The sequence below is a fragment of the Citrobacter sp. CtB7.12 genome (assembly GCF_001297795.1).
GTDB classification, from domain to species: Bacteria; Pseudomonadota; Gammaproteobacteria; order Enterobacterales; family Enterobacteriaceae; genus Citrobacter_A; species Citrobacter_A amalonaticus.
This window is the reverse complement of record NZ_LIFT01000007.1, coordinates 202,158-219,780: the sequence shown is the minus strand read 5'-3', so window position 1 is coordinate 219,780 and position 17,623 is coordinate 202,158. Positions and strand designations below refer to the sequence as shown.

At 53.6% G+C, this 17,623-nt stretch carries 15 protein-coding genes and 1 other RNA gene; 10 read left to right on the top strand and 6 right to left on the bottom strand.

Annotation, left to right across the window (positions count from 1 at the left end):
• Positions 1–7 precede the first annotated feature (7 nt).
• The 3 genes from sufB to AOY24_RS11350 form a co-directional block, all read right to left on the bottom strand.
• The gene (sufB, locus tag AOY24_RS11360) at positions 8–1,495 is read right to left on the bottom strand and encodes a Fe-S cluster assembly protein SufB (protein WP_054176646.1); all 1,488 of its coding nucleotides are present in this window, start codon (positions 1,493–1,495) and stop codon (positions 8–10) included.
• An 8-nt stretch (positions 1,496–1,503) separates the two neighbouring features.
• Complete coding sequence (gene sufA / locus AOY24_RS11355; RefSeq protein WP_043000846.1) at positions 1,504–1,872, bottom strand: Fe-S cluster assembly scaffold SufA; 369 nt, start codon at positions 1,870–1,872, stop codon at positions 1,504–1,506.
• A gap of 473 nt (positions 1,873–2,345) precedes the next feature.
• A complete protein-coding gene (locus tag AOY24_RS11350; RefSeq protein WP_054176645.1) occupies positions 2,346–3,221 on the bottom strand; it encodes a LysR family transcriptional regulator in 876 nt (291 codons plus the stop codon).
• 123 nt (positions 3,222–3,344) lie between these two features.
• Between AOY24_RS11350 and AOY24_RS11345 the strand changes: the two genes are divergently transcribed.
• A complete protein-coding gene (locus tag AOY24_RS11345) occupies positions 3,345–4,196 on the top strand; it encodes a Vmh family MBL fold metallo-hydrolase (protein ID WP_054176644.1) in 852 nt (283 codons plus the stop codon).
• A gap of 68 nt (positions 4,197–4,264) precedes the next feature.
• Here AOY24_RS11345 and AOY24_RS11340 read toward each other — a convergent pair whose 3' ends face one another.
• The 3 genes from AOY24_RS11340 to AOY24_RS11330 form a co-directional block, all read right to left on the bottom strand.
• Positions 4,265–4,453: a YdiH family protein gene (locus AOY24_RS11340; RefSeq protein WP_042282711.1), complete on the bottom strand. Its 189-nt coding sequence runs from the start codon at positions 4,451–4,453 to the stop codon at positions 4,265–4,267.
• Positions 4,454–4,552: 99 nt separating this feature from the next.
• The gene (menI, locus tag AOY24_RS11335) at positions 4,553–4,963 is read right to left on the bottom strand and encodes a 1,4-dihydroxy-2-naphthoyl-CoA hydrolase (protein ID WP_043000849.1); all 411 of its coding nucleotides are present in this window, start codon (positions 4,961–4,963) and stop codon (positions 4,553–4,555) included.
• Entirely contained in the window at positions 4,960–8,016 is a 3,057-nt protein-coding gene (locus AOY24_RS11330) for an FAD-binding and (Fe-S)-binding domain-containing protein (RefSeq protein WP_054176643.1), read from the bottom strand. Before AOY24_RS11330 ends, menI begins: the two co-directional genes overlap by 4 nt.
• 206 nt (positions 8,017–8,222) lie before the next feature.
• Here AOY24_RS11330 and ydiK point away from each other — a divergent pair, with 206 nt between their 5' ends.
• The 9 genes from ydiK (at position 8,223) to AOY24_RS11290 (ending at position 17,612) form a co-directional block, all read left to right on the top strand.
• Positions 8,223–9,335, top strand: coding sequence for an AI-2E family transporter YdiK (gene ydiK / locus AOY24_RS11325; protein ID WP_043000851.1), 1,113 nt, complete (start codon positions 8,223–8,225; stop codon positions 9,333–9,335).
• A 186-nt stretch (positions 9,336–9,521) separates the two neighbouring features.
• Positions 9,522–9,629: antisense sRNA RprA (rprA, locus tag AOY24_RS23835), an RNA gene on the top strand.
• A gap of 195 nt (positions 9,630–9,824) precedes the next feature.
• A complete protein-coding gene (locus tag AOY24_RS11320) occupies positions 9,825–10,181 on the top strand; it encodes a YdiL family protein (protein ID WP_054176684.1) in 357 nt (118 codons plus the stop codon).
• A 129-nt stretch (positions 10,182–10,310) separates the two neighbouring features.
• Positions 10,311–11,534 carry an MFS transporter gene (locus AOY24_RS11315; protein WP_043000852.1) on the top strand — a complete coding sequence of 408 codons (1,224 nt, stop codon included), beginning with the start codon at positions 10,311–10,313 and terminating at the stop codon, positions 11,532–11,534.
• 246 nt (positions 11,535–11,780) lie between these two features.
• On the top strand, positions 11,781–13,025 hold the full coding sequence (locus AOY24_RS11310) for an MFS transporter (RefSeq protein WP_043000853.1): 1,245 nt from the start codon (positions 11,781–11,783) through the stop codon (positions 13,023–13,025).
• A gap of 23 nt (positions 13,026–13,048) precedes the next feature.
• Positions 13,049–13,915: a quinate/shikimate dehydrogenase gene (gene ydiB, locus AOY24_RS11305; protein ID WP_044328161.1), complete on the top strand. Its 867-nt coding sequence runs from the start codon at positions 13,049–13,051 to the stop codon at positions 13,913–13,915.
• Between the two features lie 33 nt (positions 13,916–13,948).
• The gene (gene aroD, locus AOY24_RS11300) at positions 13,949–14,707 is read left to right on the top strand and encodes a type I 3-dehydroquinate dehydratase (protein ID WP_054176642.1); all 759 of its coding nucleotides are present in this window, start codon (positions 13,949–13,951) and stop codon (positions 14,705–14,707) included.
• A 144-nt stretch (positions 14,708–14,851) separates the two neighbouring features.
• Positions 14,852–16,447: an acyl CoA:acetate/3-ketoacid CoA transferase gene (locus AOY24_RS11295; protein WP_044254768.1), complete on the top strand. Its 1,596-nt coding sequence runs from the start codon at positions 14,852–14,854 to the stop codon at positions 16,445–16,447.
• A 13-nt stretch (positions 16,448–16,460) separates the two neighbouring features.
• Positions 16,461–17,612: an acyl-CoA dehydrogenase gene (locus tag AOY24_RS11290; protein WP_042319326.1), complete on the top strand. Its 1,152-nt coding sequence runs from the start codon at positions 16,461–16,463 to the stop codon at positions 17,610–17,612.
• Positions 17,613–17,623 lie beyond the last annotated feature (11 nt).

Here is a 17,623-nt window from a genome sequence, read left to right as displayed (position 1 = left end):
TTCTTCCTTAACCGACGCTGTGTTCAAGGCTAATGGCTAAAAGTTTTTGTGCTTCGACGGCAAACTCCAGCGGCAACTCGGAGAACACGTCTTTACAGAACCCGTTGACGATCATTGAGATCGCATTTTCTTCGCTGATACCGCGCTGCAGACAATAGAACAGCTGATCTTCACCAATCCGTGAAGTGGTCGCTTCGTGCTCCAGCTGCGCGCTGTTGTTGCGGCATTCAACATACGGGAAGGTATGCGCTCCGCAGTCGGCGCCAATCAGCATCGAGTCGCACTGGGTAAAGTTACGGGCATTGGTGGCGGTCGGCATAATTTTGACCAGTCCGCGGTAGCTGTTCTGGCTGTGTCCGGCGGAAATCCCCTTCGAAATAATGGTCGAGCGGGTGTTCTTACCGATGTGGATCATCTTGGTACCGGTGTCCGCCTGCTGATGACCGCTGGTTAACGCCACCGAATAAAATTCGCCGATCGAGTTGTCGCCGCGCAGAATACAGCTGGGGTATTTCCAGGTGATGGCTGACCCCGTCTCCGACTGGGTCCATGACATTTTGCTGTTCTCACCCTCGCACAACGCGCGTTTGGTGACGAAGTTCAGAATGCCGCCGGTGTTGTTATCGCCAGGGAACCAGTTCTGGACGGTGGAGTACTTCACCTCGGCGTCTTTGTGGATGATGACCTCCACGACCGCCGCGTGCAGCTGATAGCTGTCGCGCACTGGTGCGGAACAGCCTTCGATATAGCTTACATAGCTGCCTTCATCCGCTACCAGGATCGTGCGTTCAAACTGCCCGGTCTTTTCGGCGTTAATGCGAAAATAGGTTGAAAGCTCCATCGGGCAGCGCACGCCTTTCGGCACATAGATAAAAGTGCCATCAGAGGCGACTGCGGCATTCAACGCGGCGAAGAAGTTATCGTTGCCGGGCACGACGGTGCCAAGATACTGTTTCACCAGTTCGGGATGATCGTGTATCGCCTCACCAAAGGAGCAGAAAATGATCCCCTGCTCCGCCAGTTTTTCACGATAAGTGGTGGCAACAGAGACGGAGTCAAAAATGGCATCCACCGCGACTTCACGGCCTTCGCGTACCGGTACGCCAAGTTGTTCAAACGCAGCCTCAACTTCTTTGCTGAGAAAGGCGTTTGCCCCGGTTTGCTGGACCGCCCCCGGCTCAGAGGCGCAGGTCTCATCGCAATTCCCGCACGACGGCGCGGAATAGTAGCTGTAATCCTGATAATTCAGTTTCTCGTAGTGCGCCTTCAGCCAGTGCGGCTCCGGCATGTCGACCCACGCTCTGTACGCATTCAGGCGAAACTCCAGCATCCACTCCGGTTCATTACGTTTAGCCGAAATGGCGCGCACCACCTCTTCGTTGATCCCTTTCGCCAGCTCGTCTGTTTGCAGTTGGGTAAAGAAACCCTCTTTATAATTCAGGGGGCCGCCGGTCCAGGTTTTGACATCGTCAGTTGCTTCAGTATTACGAGACATAGTACCGCCTATACCCCAAAGCTTTCGCCACAGCCGCATTCGTTCTGGGCTTTCGGGTTATGAAATTTGAATAACTGGTTTAATCCTTCACGGACGTAATCCACTTCCGTGCCGTCGATAAACGGCATCGCCTGTAACGGGACATAGAGCTTCGCGCCTTCAACCTCAAACAGCAGATCGTCTTTTTCCGGATCGCTGACGGTATCCAGCACATAGCCAAAACCCGCGCATCCCGTCTGTTTAACGCCCAGGCGCACGCCCAGCATGCCCGGCTGCTTTGCGACCAGTTCGCGAATATGGGCCGCTGCCGCCGGGGTTAGCGTCAATCCGCGCCAGGCAAAATCGTCCGGATTAAATGTTCCTGAATGCAATTCCATAGGGTTACCTCGCATAGTGAGCCATCAGGCTATAACACCATGTTAGTGATAACGATTCTCACTTCAACCCCTCAACAGCAGGGGCATTACGGTGTTTCACCTGTTTTGACCGCTTTTATTAAGCATAGACCCTGCCACGTGGGTTAAAAGGAATGGATGAATTTGTTCAATGTACTGATTAATAATGACTTTATCGTCTGTCATCGACCGGACTGGTCAAAACAGTAAAGATGTATAGAAAATGACTATTTCAGGGATAGGAATGACGTGAGAAGCGTGAAAGCACAGAAAAACAAAACCCTTAAGGTTGTCAGTAACAGCCCTAAGGGTTCCGGCCCCATCCGGCGCTTATCTCCGGCACTCATGATGGCTTAGCTCTTGAAGGGGCGATAAGAATAGTCTCATATCGGCAAAGGTCATTTTTAACACAAATTGCTATCTGCTGTTTTATACGTCAGATCAATTCATGGATTTTACGGCATGGCGGTCTGGATCGCCTCCAGAAACAACCGAAGCCCGGCGGGCTGATGTTCACGGGAAAGATACAGGCCGTACACGGCAAGGCGTCGGGGTTGCAAGGTTGGTAGCAGGCGAACCAGTCGTCCCTGAGCCAGTCCGTCACGCGCTTCCTTTTCCGGCACCAGCGCTATCCCCATGCCTGCCAGCGCGGATTCACAAAGTAAAGACGAGATCCCGGCACTCAAATTCCCCTTGATCGCCACCGAGACCGCCTCGCCCTGCTCGTTGAGAAAGTGCCACGTTTTTCCTGCAAACCCACTGTAATACAGACAGTTATGCTGAGTGAGATCCTCCAGCGTCTGTGGGGTGCCGTGCTGACGCAAATACGCCTCTGATGCGCAGAGAACCGATTCGCAATCGCCAAGTCGGCGGGCAATCGCGCCAGGCTCCGGGTTATCGGTAATGCGAATGGCGACATCAATACGTTCACCGACCAGACTGACTGGCTGATTGTTTATCTCAACTTCAATGCGCAGTTCGGGATAACGCGCTAAAAATCCCGGCAGCATCGGGGCGAGAATATGCATTGCCGTAAAGTGCGCGCAGGCGACGCGTAGCGTTCCGCTGGGAATGTCTGCCGCCGACGCCGCGCCAATCGCTTGTGAGAGCTGCGCCAGAGTTCGCGTCTTCACCAGCGCCTCCTCCCCGGCGGGGGTAATTGTCAGCCTGCGCGAGGTGCGATGAATCAGCCGCGCCCCGGCCCATTTCTCCATCTCATCAAGATAGCGGCTCACCATCGGCCGGGAGAGACCCAGTGCCCGCGCCGCCGCACTCAGACTGCCTAAATCGCAGATATGATTGAATACCGTCGCCGCCATCACTCTGTCCATCGCCACCCATCCGATCGTTTTATGAAACTCAGCATGTTCTGATACGGGAATTCTAACAGATCTCAATTCCCTTAAAATACAGACCACACACAAGACCATTTCATCTGCATAAGGCTATTCCTCATGAAAAGTAAACTGCTGGCCCTGCTGTTGCCTGCTGTCGCCTCCCCCCTGTTTGCCGCGCCGCTGCAACTTGACGTCTATAACCCGCAGGAGAACGCCATTTTCCCTGTCTCCTCAACGTTAGTATCCGGTCCGACGGAAGCGATATTGTTTGATGCGCAGTTCAGCACTAAAGACGGTGAAAAGCTGGTGGAGATGATTAAATCCCGTGGCAAGACGCTGAAAGCCATCGTGATTACCTCCGGCGATCCGGATTTCTATTTCGGCCTGCAGCAGATTGTGAAAGCCTTTCCTGACGCGAAGGTACTGGCCACGCCACGGGTCGTTGAGCATATTCAAGCCACCAAAGAGGCTAAGTTGCAGTACTGGGGACCCCAGATGAAAGAGGGTGCGCCAACGGCGCTGACCGTCCCGCAGGCAACCACAGAAACGCGTTTTCGCATCGATGGTGAAACGCTGGAACTGCGTCATCCCAGTGATTACGCGGCCTATGTTTGGGTGCCAGCGAACCGGACCATTCTCGGCGGCACGGGCGTGGCGTCAGGCATTCACGTCTGGACCGCTGACACCCAGACACCAGCGCAACGCGCATCATGGCGTCATGTTCTGACTGAAATGGATAGTCTAAAGCCTGCACAGGTTATTCCGGGTCATTACCTTGGTGAGCGCCCTGAAGGCGATCGGGCCATCCGCTTCACGCAGGATTATCTGCAATCGTTCGAACAGGCGCTGGCGGCGAAGCAAGGTTCGCCCTGGGTCATTAAAACGATGAAAGCGGCGTGGCCGGGACTGGCAGAGGAAAGTTCGCTGGAATTGAGCGCGAAAGTGAATTCGGGCGAGATGGCGTGGTAATACCGCCAGTGAGGAACAAAAAAACCCGACGCGCATGTCGGGTTCTTTTTACGTTAACGATCGCTGAATCAATGAACGCCAAGGCGCCAGGCAAAGTAGATCTCTTCTTTTAATTCAGTGGAAGAGAGCGTCAGTAAATCGGCAAATTCCAGCTCAAGTTGTTTCAGTCTTTTGAGATACTGGGCTGGAGAAAGCTCTGTTTTATCACGACGTAAAAACTCAATTGCCAGTTGGGCCGGGTCTAGTTGGCTAGTCATATCATCCTCGCTTATGGTCAAAACCTGCACAGTATATCACCTTTCGCTGTGCAGATTATGACCAAAAGCAATACTGATCACACTTTTTTGGTGACAACGTCACACAACTGCCGTGGTCAGCCGCGAAGTACAGCACAGTCGCTGCTGCTCATCATAGATGTCAATCTGCCAGACCTGATGACGGGCGCCGGTATGAATCGCCTTACAGATCCCCTTCACGCGCCCTTCCCGCGCAGAGCGAACATGGTTAGCGTTAACTTCCAGCCCCACCACTTTCTGCTCACCCTGGGTGCACAGATAACCGGCAACCGAGCCGATGCTTTCTGCCAGCACGACAGAAGCGCCGCCGTGCAGCAGACCGAACGGCTGCTTCGTGCGTCCGTCGACGGGCATTGACGCTTCAAGCGTATCGTCGCCGATATGCTCAAAGCGAATATCCAGCAGGCCAACCATATTGCCTTCACCCATCGCATTGAGGGCGTCGAGGGTCACTTCACGTTTCCAGATCATCCAATAATCTCCAGTAATGCCTGTACAGGATGACGCACGCCCGTGCCTTCAACCCGTTTCACCTGGCTGCGACAGGAATATCCCGTTGCAAGGCAACGGCTACGCGGTAGCCGTTCCATCGCCTGATGCCATGACAGTTCATAAATGCCCAGCGAACTCGCATGGTTCTTCGCCTCATGACCGTAAGTACCGGCCATGCCGCAACAGCCCACGCTCACGTTTTCCAGCTTCGCGCCAACGCGGGCAAAGATCGACGCCCATTGCGCGGGCGCGCCGGGCAGCGCGGTCACTTCGGTACAATGGCCAAAGAAATACCAGGATTCGCCGCTAACCTCGCGCGGTTCCTGCGAAGCCAGCGCGGTTGCCAGCCACTCATTGGCGAGCTGGACGTGGAAATCGCCGCGCGCGTCGCCTAACGCCAGCTTGTACTCATCGCGATAACAGAGCACCAGCGCCGGATCAACACCGACCATCGGCATCCCCAGTTTTGCCACGCGGTTCAAAAACTCAGAGGTCTTTTTGGCGGTCTTCGCAAAGCGGGTCAGGAATCCTTTAATGTGCTGCGCTTTACCGTTTGGCGAGAACGGCAACAGAACCGGCTGCATCCCCAGCTTCTCAATCAAACGGACGAAATCAGCCACCACCTGCGCATCGTAATAGCTGGTGAACGGGTCCTGCACCACCAGCACCGTATTGGCTTTCTGCACATCCGACAGCGCTTCAAGCTGTTCCAGCGTCATGTTCGCCGATCGATGCCCGACCATCTGTTGTTGCAGCGACGGCGTCGAGAGCAATGGCAGATCGACCATGCCGATATGCTTTGCGGACAGCTTGCGCACCAGCGGCTGATTAATAAAGAAGTTAAAGGTTTTCGGCGCCCGGGCCATCAACGGCGCATAGGTTTCAACCGTCGCCACCAGATGGTCACGCAGCGGACGCAGGTAGCGGGTATGGTAAAGTTGCAGGAAACGCGAACGGAATTCCGGCACATCGATTTTGATCGGACACTGCGTCGAGCACGCCTTACAGGCCAGACAGCCGGACATCGCCTCTTTTACTTCATGCGAGAAATCATACTCGCCCTTGTTGGCGTGCCAGGTGTTACGAGTACGCGCGATCAGAGAACGCAGGCTGGGTCGTTTACTTGCCAGCGCATTTTCCAGTCGCACCGGATCGACACCGCGATCCGCCAACAAACGTAACCATTCGCGCACCAGCGTCGCACGCCCTTTGGGTGAGTGGATACGATTGAGGCTGATTTTCATCGATGGGCACATCGGGCTCTTCGCATCGAAATTAAAGCACAAACCGTTGCCGTTACATTCCAGCGCGCCGCGCCAGGTCTGGCGCACGGCCAGCGGAATTTGCCGGTCCCAGGTGCCGCGTTTGACCGCGTCGACTTTCATCATGGGTGCGTCAATGCCTTCAGGCGGACATATTTTCCCCGGATTCAGCCGGTTTTGCGGATCGAACGCCGCTTTAATCTTCCGCAATTCCGCGAAAAGTTCATCACCGAAAAACGCCGGGCTGTACTCAGCGCGGAAACCTTTGCCGTGTTCCCCCCACAGCAGACCGCCATATTTTGCCGTCAGCGCCACCACTTCATCGGAGATTTGCTTCATCAGCACCTCCTGCTGTGGATCGCACATATCCAGCGCAGGACGCACATGCAGCACCCCGGCGTCAACGTGACCGAACATGCCGTAGCTCAGACCGTGACCATCAAGCAGCGCGCGGAACTCCGCGATGTAATCAGCAAGATGTTCCGGCGGCACACAGGTGTCCTCGGCAAAGGGAATCGGTTTTGCCGCCCCTTTCGCATTACCCAGCAGGCCCACCGCTTTTTTACGCATGGCATAGATACGCTCAACGCCCGCCAGTTCAGTGCATAGCTGCCAGCCAATCACGCCCGCCTCTTCGCGGGCAATCAGTTCGTCAAGCCGTTCGCACAGGGAAGCCACCTGCGCGTCGATAACTGTTTCATCATCCCCGGCGAATTCGACAATGTTCAGGCCGAGCATCTCTTTGTCCGGGACATCGGTAATCAATTCGCTCACTGAATGCCAGACGATGTCTTCACGCGCCAGGTTCAGCACTTTTGAATCAACCGTCTCCACCGACAGCGCGCGCGCGTCCACCATAAACGGCGCATTGCGCAGCGCGGAGTCAAAAGAGTCGTATTTCACGTTCACCAGTCGACGCACTTTCGGCAGCGGCGTAATGTCCAGTCGCGCTTCCGTAATGAACGCCAGCGTCCCTTCCGAGCCGGTGAGAATACGGGTCAGATCGAATTCGCTCATGTCATCGTTAAATACATGACGCAAATCGTAGCCCGTCAGGAAGCGGTTCAGTTTGGGAAATTTATCAATAATTAACTGACGGTTATCGCGGCAGCGTTCAAACACAGTGCGATAGATACGACCAATCGTGGTGTTGCTCTGACCGAGCGTTTCCGCCAGTGCGACCGGCAGCGGCTGCGTGTCGAGAATATCGCCGCCCAGCAGCACGGCCCGCACCCCCAGCACGTGATCGGATGTCTTCCCGTAGACCAGAGAACCCTGTCCGGAGGCGTCGGTATTAATCATCCCGCCCAGCGTTGCCCGGTTACTGGTGGACAGTTCCGGGGCAAAGAAATAGCCATACGGCTTCAGAAACTGGTTCAGTTGATCCTTGATCACCCCCGCTTCCACCCGCACCCAGCCCTCTTCCGGGTTGATTTCGATGATGCGGCTCATATAGCGGGACATATCGACAATGATGCCCTGATTGAGCGCCTGTCCGTTCGTGCCGGTACCGCCGCCGCGCGGCGTGAAAATCAGCGAGGCAAAGCGCGGCAGCGCCGCCAGGCGGGCAATGAGCGCCACATCAGCCGTTGAACGAGGGAAAACCACGGCATCGGGGAGAAGTTGATAGATACTATTATCTGTCGACATTGTCAGACGATCGGCATAACTGGTTGCCGTATCGCCGGTAAATCCTTGTTGCTCCAGCTCTTGCAAAAAATTGAGCACCAGCTGAACGACGCCGGGTGCCTGAGAAATTTGTGGAATCATTATCGTGACCCTTTCCTGCGGTCTGTGTGTTGTGGGAGTTAATCGTTTGCTTATTGTTGTATCACATTTTTTTCTAATACACCCAACAGAAATACTGGCAGAATCCGCCTGTCAAAAACCGCTGAAATTGCTCATCATTATGAGACGTGTTTCGAGCGGTCGCGTCGCGTCAACGATCTGACGCACTACATAGGTGAAAAGAGTTTATGGTCAATATTCGTCAGCCCAGGGATATCGCACAAGTGCTGCTGTCGGTGCTGTTTTTAGCCATCATGATTGTGGCGTGTCTCTGGATTGTTCAACCTTTTATTCTGGGCTTTGCCTGGGCCGGGACGATCGTCATTGCGACCTGGCCCGTTCTACTGCGCCTGCAAAAATTACTCTGGGGCCGCCGTTCGCTGGCGGTTCTGGTGATGACACTTTTATTAGTACTGCTGTTTGTGATCCCGATTGCCCTGCTGGTCAACAGTATCGTTGACGGTAGCGGACCGCTGATCCACGCCGTCACGAGCGGGGATATGACGTTGCCGGACCTGGCCTGGTTGAACAGCATTCCGCTGGTTGGCGCCAAACTGTATGCCGGCTGGCATAACCTGCTGGATATGGGCGGTACGGCGATTATGGCGAAGGTTCGCCCGTACATCGGCACCACAACAACCTGGTTTGTCGGTCAGGCCGCTCACATCGGTCGTTTTATGATGCACTGCAGCCTGATGCTGTTATTCAGCGCCCTGCTGTACTGGCGTGGAGAGACGGTGGCGTTGGGTATTCGTCATTTTGCCTACCGTCTGGCGGCAAAACGCGGAGACGCAGCGATGCTGCTGGCCGCCCAGGCGATCCGCGCGGTGGCGCTGGGCGTGGTTGTCACTGCCCTGGTGCAGGCGGTGCTGGGCGGCATCGGTCTGGCCGTGTCCGGCGTACCCTATGCCACACTGCTCTCCGTGGTGATGATCCTCTCCTGTCTGGTTCAACTGGGGCCGTTACCGGTATTGATTCCGGCTATTATCTGGCTTTACTGGAGTGGCGATACGACCTGGGGCAGCGTGCTGCTGGCCTGGAGTTGCGTGGTGGGCACACTGGATAACGTCATTCGCCCGATGCTGATTCGTATGGGCGCGGACTTGCCGCTGATCCTGATCCTTTCCGGCGTTATTGGCGGCCTGATTGCGTTTGGCATGATTGGGCTGTTTATCGGTCCGGTACTGCTGGCCGTTTCATGGCGACTGTTCTCGGCCTGGGTTAACGAAGCGCCTGTGCCGACCAGCGAACCTGAAGAGATCCTCGAAGAACTGGGTGAAATCGAAAACCTTAAAAAATAGCACGACAGCAGGCGACTGTGGTCGCCTGAATGTTTAGCACGGCTAATCAATAGTGTAGCGCGATGCCTCTGTCTTTCCTGTTCCCGCTTCGTTGTCCCTGATTTGTATCGCAAATTCTTTACAGTCTTTAAACTATTGAGACGAATCTGATCGACGCTAAAACACCCCATACCCTATTATTAGCTCACGGTTATAGATCAAGACATTGATTTATAAGTATGGAAATCCCCTGAGTGAAACAACGAATTGCTGTGTGTAGTCTTTGCCCATCTCCCACGATGGGCTTTTTTTTTATCCTGACATGGCGGCTGTCTCACCGCAAAATAATCCTTCCCTCTGCCTTTATCCCTCTTTTTTTCATGGGAATTCCCCTTTTCACATGCCGATAACAAATAATATTGCACAAGATACTGCGACTCTCTTCACGCCGAAATCAGCCTGATAATGTTATTTATGCTTTACTGTTTTTTTATATGAGGTCATTCAATGATGAACGCTTATGAGCTACAGGCATTACGTCATGTTTTTGCAATGACCATTGAAGAGTGCGTATCGTGGATTGCGCCAGATTATAATGCCGCCGACTGGCAGCAGTGGGAAAATGGCGAATGTGACCCCCCTCCCGCCATTACCGAAACGCTGCTGGAAATGCGTAGAAAAAGAAAATTACGTATTAATGCTATTATAGAGAAGATAAACAATCGCATTGGTAATAATACCATGCGTTTCTTTTCTGATTTAACCGATTTTCAGTCGGTCTATCGTGATGGCAGTTTTCTTGACTGGAAGATTTATCAATCCGTTGCTGCCGAACTCTATGCCCACGACCTGGAACGATTGTGTTAGACCACATATTTCCTGCCACTGGCGATTCATACTAAGAAACTTCAAATATAGAGACCCATTGTACTTTTAAGGCACGGGTATTTACCCCGTACCAGGGAAAATCATTAGCCATTTCGCTGAGCAGGCATCATGAAAAATCACTATTTCCCCACTGCGATGGGGCTGTATCTCAATTACCTGGTGCACGGTATGGGAGTCATCCTGATGAGTCTCAACATGGCATCGCTCGAACAACAGTGGCAGACCAATGCCGCTGGGGTGTCAGTCGTGATCTCCTCATTAGGCATCGGGCGCTTAAGCGTGCTGTTTTGCGCCGGATTATTATCCGATCGGTTTGGCCGCCGCCCCTTCATCATTCTGGGGATGCTTTGTTATGTGACGTTCTTTTTCGGTATTCTGACGACCCATAATATCATCATCGCTTATGCGTTCGGCGTCCTCGCGGGCATGGCGAACAGTTTCCTGGACGCCGGGACCTATCCCAGCCTGATGGAGGCCTTTCCCTCTTCGCCGAGCACCGCCAACATTCTGATTAAGGCGTTTGTCTCCGGCGGACAGTTTTTACTGCCCATCATCATCAGTCTGCTCGTCTGGGCAGAACTGTGGTTTGGCTGGTCATTTATCGTTGCCGCCGCCATCATGCTGGTTAACGGTCTGTTTTTACTGCGCTGCGCCTTTCCACCGCATCCTGGACGCCGCCTCGCGCCGGTCACACCGACACACGAACCGCACCAGCGCCCGGCTGAAAGACATCGCTGCGCATTTATCGACCTTGCCAGCTATACGCTGTACGGCTACATCTCAATGGCGACGTTTTATCTCATCAGCCAGTGGCTGGCGCAGTATGGTCAGTTTGTCGCCGGGATGTCGTATACCCTGTCGATCAAACTGCTGAGTATCTACACCTGCGGTTCGCTGCTTTGCGTTTTGATTACCGCCCCGCTGGTGCGCAAAACGGTGCGTTCAACCACCTTGCTGATGCTGTACACTTTTGTTTCGTTTGTCGCGCTATTGACGGTGTGCCTGCATCCCACGATGTATGTCGTGATCGTCTTTGCCTTTGTGATCGGCTTTTCATCAGCCGGGGGCGTAGTGCAAATCGGTCTGACCCTGATGGCCGCCCGCTTTCCGCATGCCAAAGGGAAAGCCACCGGCATTTATTACAGTGCGGGCAGCATTGCTACCTTTACGATCCCGCTGGTCACGGCCCATCTCTCACAAAGGAGCATCGCCGATATTATGTGGTTCGATACCGGTATTGCCGCCGTGGGGTTCTTGTTGGCGCTATTTATTGGCTACCGCAGTCGTCTCGAAACGAAACGTCAATTGATGATGTCACCGGTGGCGGAATAAGGCTGAATCCGCCGAATGCAATATTCTTATCACTGACTGCAATATAGTTTGTTTAACGCCGTTATTAACAATTAAACGTCGCAGGATACGTGGGTTTTCACACTTTCGTCTGCAATATACCTGGTAACGAAAACGTCATGTTATGTAGTTCATGTCGTTTCACCATCGTATATTAATAAAAAATCGCCGGATATAAAAACGCTGGCGAAAGCAGAATTAAATTAACCGGCAAGGAGCTTTGAAAAAATGTCACAGAATAAGGCTTTCAGCACGCCATTTTTCCTGGCGGTCATCTGTATTTATCTTAGCTATTTTCTCCACGGTATTAGCGTCATTACGCTGGCGCAAAATATGACCTCACTCGCCGCGAAGTTTTCTACCGACAGCGCAGGGATCGCCTATTTAATTTCCGGCATCGGACTTGGTCGACTGGTGAGTATTCTGTTTTTTGGCGTCCTGTCGGATAAATTCGGTCGTCGGGCGATCATTTTGTTGGGTGCCGCGTTATATATTCTCTTTTTCTTCGGCATCCCTGCCAGTCCTAACCTGATGGTGGCCTTTGTCCTCGCCGTCTGCGTTGGCGTGGCCAACTCTGCGCTTGATACCGGAGGCTACCCGGCACTGATGGAATGTTTCCCGAAAGCGTCAGGTTCCGCGGTGATCCTCGTCAAAGCAATGGTCTCCTTCGGACAGATGCTCTATCCGATGCTGGTCGGCTATATGCTGCTCAACAACATCTGGTACGGCTATGGCGTGATCATTCCTGGCATTCTGTTTGTACTGATCACCCTGATGTTACTGCGCAGTCAATTCCCCGGCCAGTTGGTGGATGCCAGCGTCGCTAAAGAGTTACCGCAGATGAACAGCAAACCGCTGGTCTGGCTGGAAGGAGTGGCTTCCGTCATGTTTGGCGTGGCGGCGTTTTCCACCTTTTACGTTATCGTGGTCTGGATGCCGAAATACGCCATGGCCTTCGCCGGAATGGAAGAAGCGGATGCGCTGAAAACCATCACGTATTACAGCCTGGGTTCGCTGGTCTGCGTCTTTATCTTTGCCGCACTGCTGAAAAAAATGGTTCGCCCCATCTGGGCTAACGTCTTTAATGCCGGACTGGCCACCGTTACCGCGGCCGTCATTTATCTCTGGCCGTCACCGCTGGTGTGTAACGCGGGCGCGTTTGTGATTGGCTTCTCTGCCGCGGGCGGGATTTTACAACTGGGCGTGTCGGTGATGTCGGAATTCTTTCCGAAGAGCAAAGCCAAAGTCACCAGCGTTTATATGATGATGGGCGGCCTCGCGAATTTTGTTATTCCGCTGATTACCGGTTACCTCTCCACCATCGGCCTGCAATACATCATTTTACTGGATTTCGCTTTTGCCCTGCTGGCCTTTATCACCGGCATTATCGTTTTTGTTCGCTATTACCGGGTCTTTAATATTCCACAAAACGATATCCGTCTGGGCGAACGTTATTTCTCAACAAAAAGTTAAGCGACAATTTAAGGAGTCATGTTATGGATGTAACCGCGAAATATGAACTGATCGGCTTAATGGCTTATCCCATCAGACACAGTTTGTCGCCTGAAATGCAAAATAAGGCGCTGGAGAAAGCCGGATTGCCGTTTACCTATATGGCCTTTGAGGTCGACAACAGCACCTTCGCTGGCGCTATCGAGGGGCTGAAAGCGTTAAAAATGCGCGGGACCGGCGTATCGATGCCCAATAAACAGCTGGCCTGTGAATTTGTTGATGAACTGACCCCGGCGGCGAAACTGGTTGGCGCGATTAATACCATCGTCAATGATGACGGCTACCTGCGTGGTTACAATACCGACGGCACCGGTCACATTCGCGCAATTAAAGAGAGTGGTTTCGATATCAAGGGTAAAACCATGGTATTACTGGGTGCGGGTGGCGCCTCCACGGCCATTGGTGCGCAGGCAGCCATTGAGGGGATCAAAGCGATTAAACTCTTTAACCGCAATGATGAATTTTTCCAGAAAGCGCTGGACTTCGCTAAGCGGGTGAATGAAAACACCGACTGCGTGGTGACGGTGACAGACCTTGCTGACCAGCAGGCCTTCGCTGACGCGCTGGCGACAGCGGATATCCTGACCAATGGCACCAAAGTCGGCATGAAGCCGCTGGAAAATGAATCGATTGTCAGTGACGTGAGCCTGCTACGTCCGGAACTGCTGGTTACCGAATGCGTTTACAACCCGCATATGACGAAGTTATTGCAACAAGCGCAACAGGCCGGTTGCAAAACAATCGATGGTTACGGCATGTTGTTGTGGCAAGGCGCTGAACAGTTCAAACTGTGGACCGGCAAAGATTTTCCGCTGGAATACGTAAAACAGGTGATGGGGTTTGCGGCCTGACGGCCAGGAACTAAGACTGATAAAAGGTATTAAATGAAAACCGTAACCGTAAAAAACCTCGTGATTGGCGAAGGGGCTCCAAAAATAATCGTCTCGCTGATGGGCAAAGATATCGCCAGCGTCCGCGCAGAAGCGCAGGCCTATCGCGACGCGGATTTCGACATTCTGGAATGGCGCGTTGACCATTTCGCCGATGTCGCCTCTGCCGATGCCGTCCTGGAGGCTGTCCGCGCAATCCGCACTGAACTGCCCCAGACTCCCCTGCTGTTTACGTTCCGTAGTGCGAAGGAAGGGGGTGAACAGGCCATTTCAACCGACGCCTATCTCGCGCTGAATCGCGCAGCGGTCGATAGCGGCCTGGTGGATATGATCGATCTCGAACTGTTTACCGGTGATGAGCTGGTCAAGGCGACGGTAGACTACGCGCACAGCAAAAACGTCAGCGTGATCATGTCCAACCATGATTTCCACAAGACGCCAGCAGAAGAAGAGATCGTTGCACGGCTGCGCAAAATGCAGGAACTGGGTGCCGATATTCCGAAGATCGCCCTGATGCCGCAGAACCACAGAGATGTTCTGACGCTGCTTTCCGCTACGCTGAAAATGCAGGAACAGTACGCTGACCGTCCGGTGATCACCATGTCGATGTCCAAAACCGGTGTGATTTCACGGCTGGCCGGTGAAGTCTTCGGCTCCGCGGCGACCTTTGGCGCGGTTAAAAAGGCTTCGGCACCGGGACAAATATCCGTTAGCGATCTGCGTACGGTATTAACGATATTACATCAGGCGTAATTAACGAAATAAAGGCGGGACAGATTCTCTCCCGCCATTAAATATATATTTTATTCCACAGTGAATATTCCACATGAATATTCAGCGGAGGCCTGCGCCTGAACACAGCGGCGTAGGGCTTCTGTCGGGTATCCAGGAGTTTATATGAAACCTGAAAGACCACCACGCGTTAATGGTCGCGTGCCTGTGCTCTCGGCCCAGGACGCGGTAAATTATATTAAAGATGAAGATGTACTGTGTATATTAGGCGCAGGCGGCGGTATTCTGGAAGCCACCACCTTAATTACCGCTTTAGCTGATAAATATAAGCAAACGCAAACGCCACGGAATTTATCGATTATCAGTCCGACGGGTCTGGGCGATCGCGCCGATCGCGGAATCAGCCCGCTGGCCCAGGAAGGCCTGGTGAAATGGGCTCTGTGCGGGCACTGGGGGCAGTCGCCACGCATTTCGGATTTAGCGGAACAAAATAAGATTGTCGCCTATAACTATCCACAAGGGGTGCTGACTCAGGCTCTGCGTGCGTCTGCCGCCCACCAGCCGGGGATCCTCAGCGATATCGGGATTGGCACCTTCGTCGACCCGCGCCAACAGGGGGGCAAGCTCAATGAGGTCACCAAAGAAGACCTCATCAAACTGGTGGAGATTGATAACAAAGAATATCTCTACTACAAAGCGATTGCGCCTACCGTCGCGTTTATCCGCGCCACCACCTGCGACAGCGAAGGCTATGCCTCGTTTGAAGATGAGGTGATGTACCTCGACGCGCTGGTGCTGGCTCAGGCGGTGCACAACCACGGTGGCATCGTGATGATGCAGGTGCAGAAAATGGTCAAGAAAGCCACGCTGCATCCTAAATCCGTACGTATCCCCGGCTATCTGGTGGATATCGTGGTGGTCGACCCAGACCAGACGCAACTGTACGGCGGCGCGCCGGTGAACCGGTTTATCTCGGGCGATTTCACCCTCGACGACAGCACCCAGCTCTCTCTGCCCCTCAACCAACGCAAACTGGTTGCCCGTCGCGCCTTGTTTGAAATGCGTAAAGGTGCGGTCGGTAACGTTGGCGTCGGCATCGCGGATGGCATTGGACTGGTGGCCCGTGAGGAAGGCTGTGCAGATGACTTTGTACTGACCGTTGAAACCGGCCCCGTGGGTGGGATCACCTCCCAGGGTGTCGCTTTTGGCGCAAACGTCAACACTCGCGCCATACTTGATATGACTTCACAGTTTGACTTCTACCATGGCGGTGGGCTGGACGTCTGCTATCTGAGCTTTGCGGAAGTTGACCGCCACGGCAACGTCGGGGTGCACAAATTCAACGGCAAAATCATGGGAACTGGCGGCTTTATCGATATCAGCGCGACCTCAAAGAAAATTGTTTTCTGCGGCACGCTAACCGCTGGCAGTCTGAAAACAGAAGTGGCCGACGGTAAATTAACCATCGTCCAGGAAGGCCGGGTGAATAAATTCATCAGCGAACTGCCGGAAATCACCTTTAGCGGAAAAATCGCCCTCGAGCGCGGTCTGGACGTGCGCTACATCACCGAACGCGCGGTATTTACGCTAAAAGAGGACGGTCTGCATCTTATTGAAATTGCCCCTGGAGTGGATCTGGAGCGCGATATTCTGGCGAAAATGGATTTCGCACCGGTTATTTCACCAGACCTGAAACTGATGGATGAAAGATTATTTATCGACGCCACCATGGGTTTTGAACTGCCGGAAGCGGCGAATTAAAAGGAGTATGATGATGGACTTTTCTTTAACCGAAGAGCAAGAGCTGCTGCTTGCCAGTATCCGGGAACTGATCACCAGCAATTTTCCGGAAGAGTATTTCCGCACCTGCGACCAGACGGCGACCTACCCCAGAGAGTTTATGCGTGCGCTGGCGGATAACGGGATTTCCATGCTGGGCGTACCGGAAGAGTTCGGCGGTATTCCGGCAGACTATGTCACCCAAATGCTGGCCCTGATGGAAGTGTCAAAATGCGGCGCCCCGGCCTTTCTGATCACCAACGGGCAGTGTATTCACAGCATGCGCCGTTTCGGCTCGCCAGAACAACTGCGGAAAACGGCGGAAAGCACGCTGGAGACCGGCGATCCGGCCTATGCCCTGGCGTTAACCGAGCCAGGTGCGGGTTCTGACAACAACAGCGCCACCACCAGCTACACGCGCAAAGACGGCAAGGTGTACCTGAACGGCCAGAAAACGTTTATTACCGGCGCCAAAGAGTACCCATACATGCTGGTGCTGGCGCGCGATCCCGAGCCAAAAGATCCGAAGAAAGCCTTTACCCTCTGGTGGGTGGAGTCCAACAAGCCTGGGATCAAAATCAATCCGCTGCACAAAATCGGCTGGCATATGCTCAGCACTTGCGAAGTCTATCTCGACAACGTTGAGGTGGATGAAAGCGACATGGTGGGCGAAGAAGGCATGGGCTTTCTCAACGTGATGTATAACTTTGAGATGGAACGTCTGATCAACGCTGCGCGCAGTACCGGCTTCGCCGAATGCGCCTTTGAGGATGCCGCACGTTATGCCAACCAGCGCATTGCGTTTGGCAAACCGATTGGACACAACCAGATGATCCAGGAAAAGCTGGCGCTGATGGCAATCAAAGTCGACAACATGCGCAATATGGTGCTGAAGGTGGCATGGCAGGCCGATCAGGAGCAGTCACTGCGTACCAGCGCCGCGCTGGCGAAACTGTATTGTGCCCGCACCGCGATGGAAGTGATTGACGATGCAATTCAGATTATGGGCGGGCTGGGTTATACCGACGAAGCGCGTGTCTCCCGATTCTGGCGCGATGTCCGTTGTGAACGGATTGGCGGCGGGACGGATGAGATCATGATTTATGTCGCAGGTCGGCAGATCCTGAAGGATTATCAGAACAAGTAATCGACAGGCCG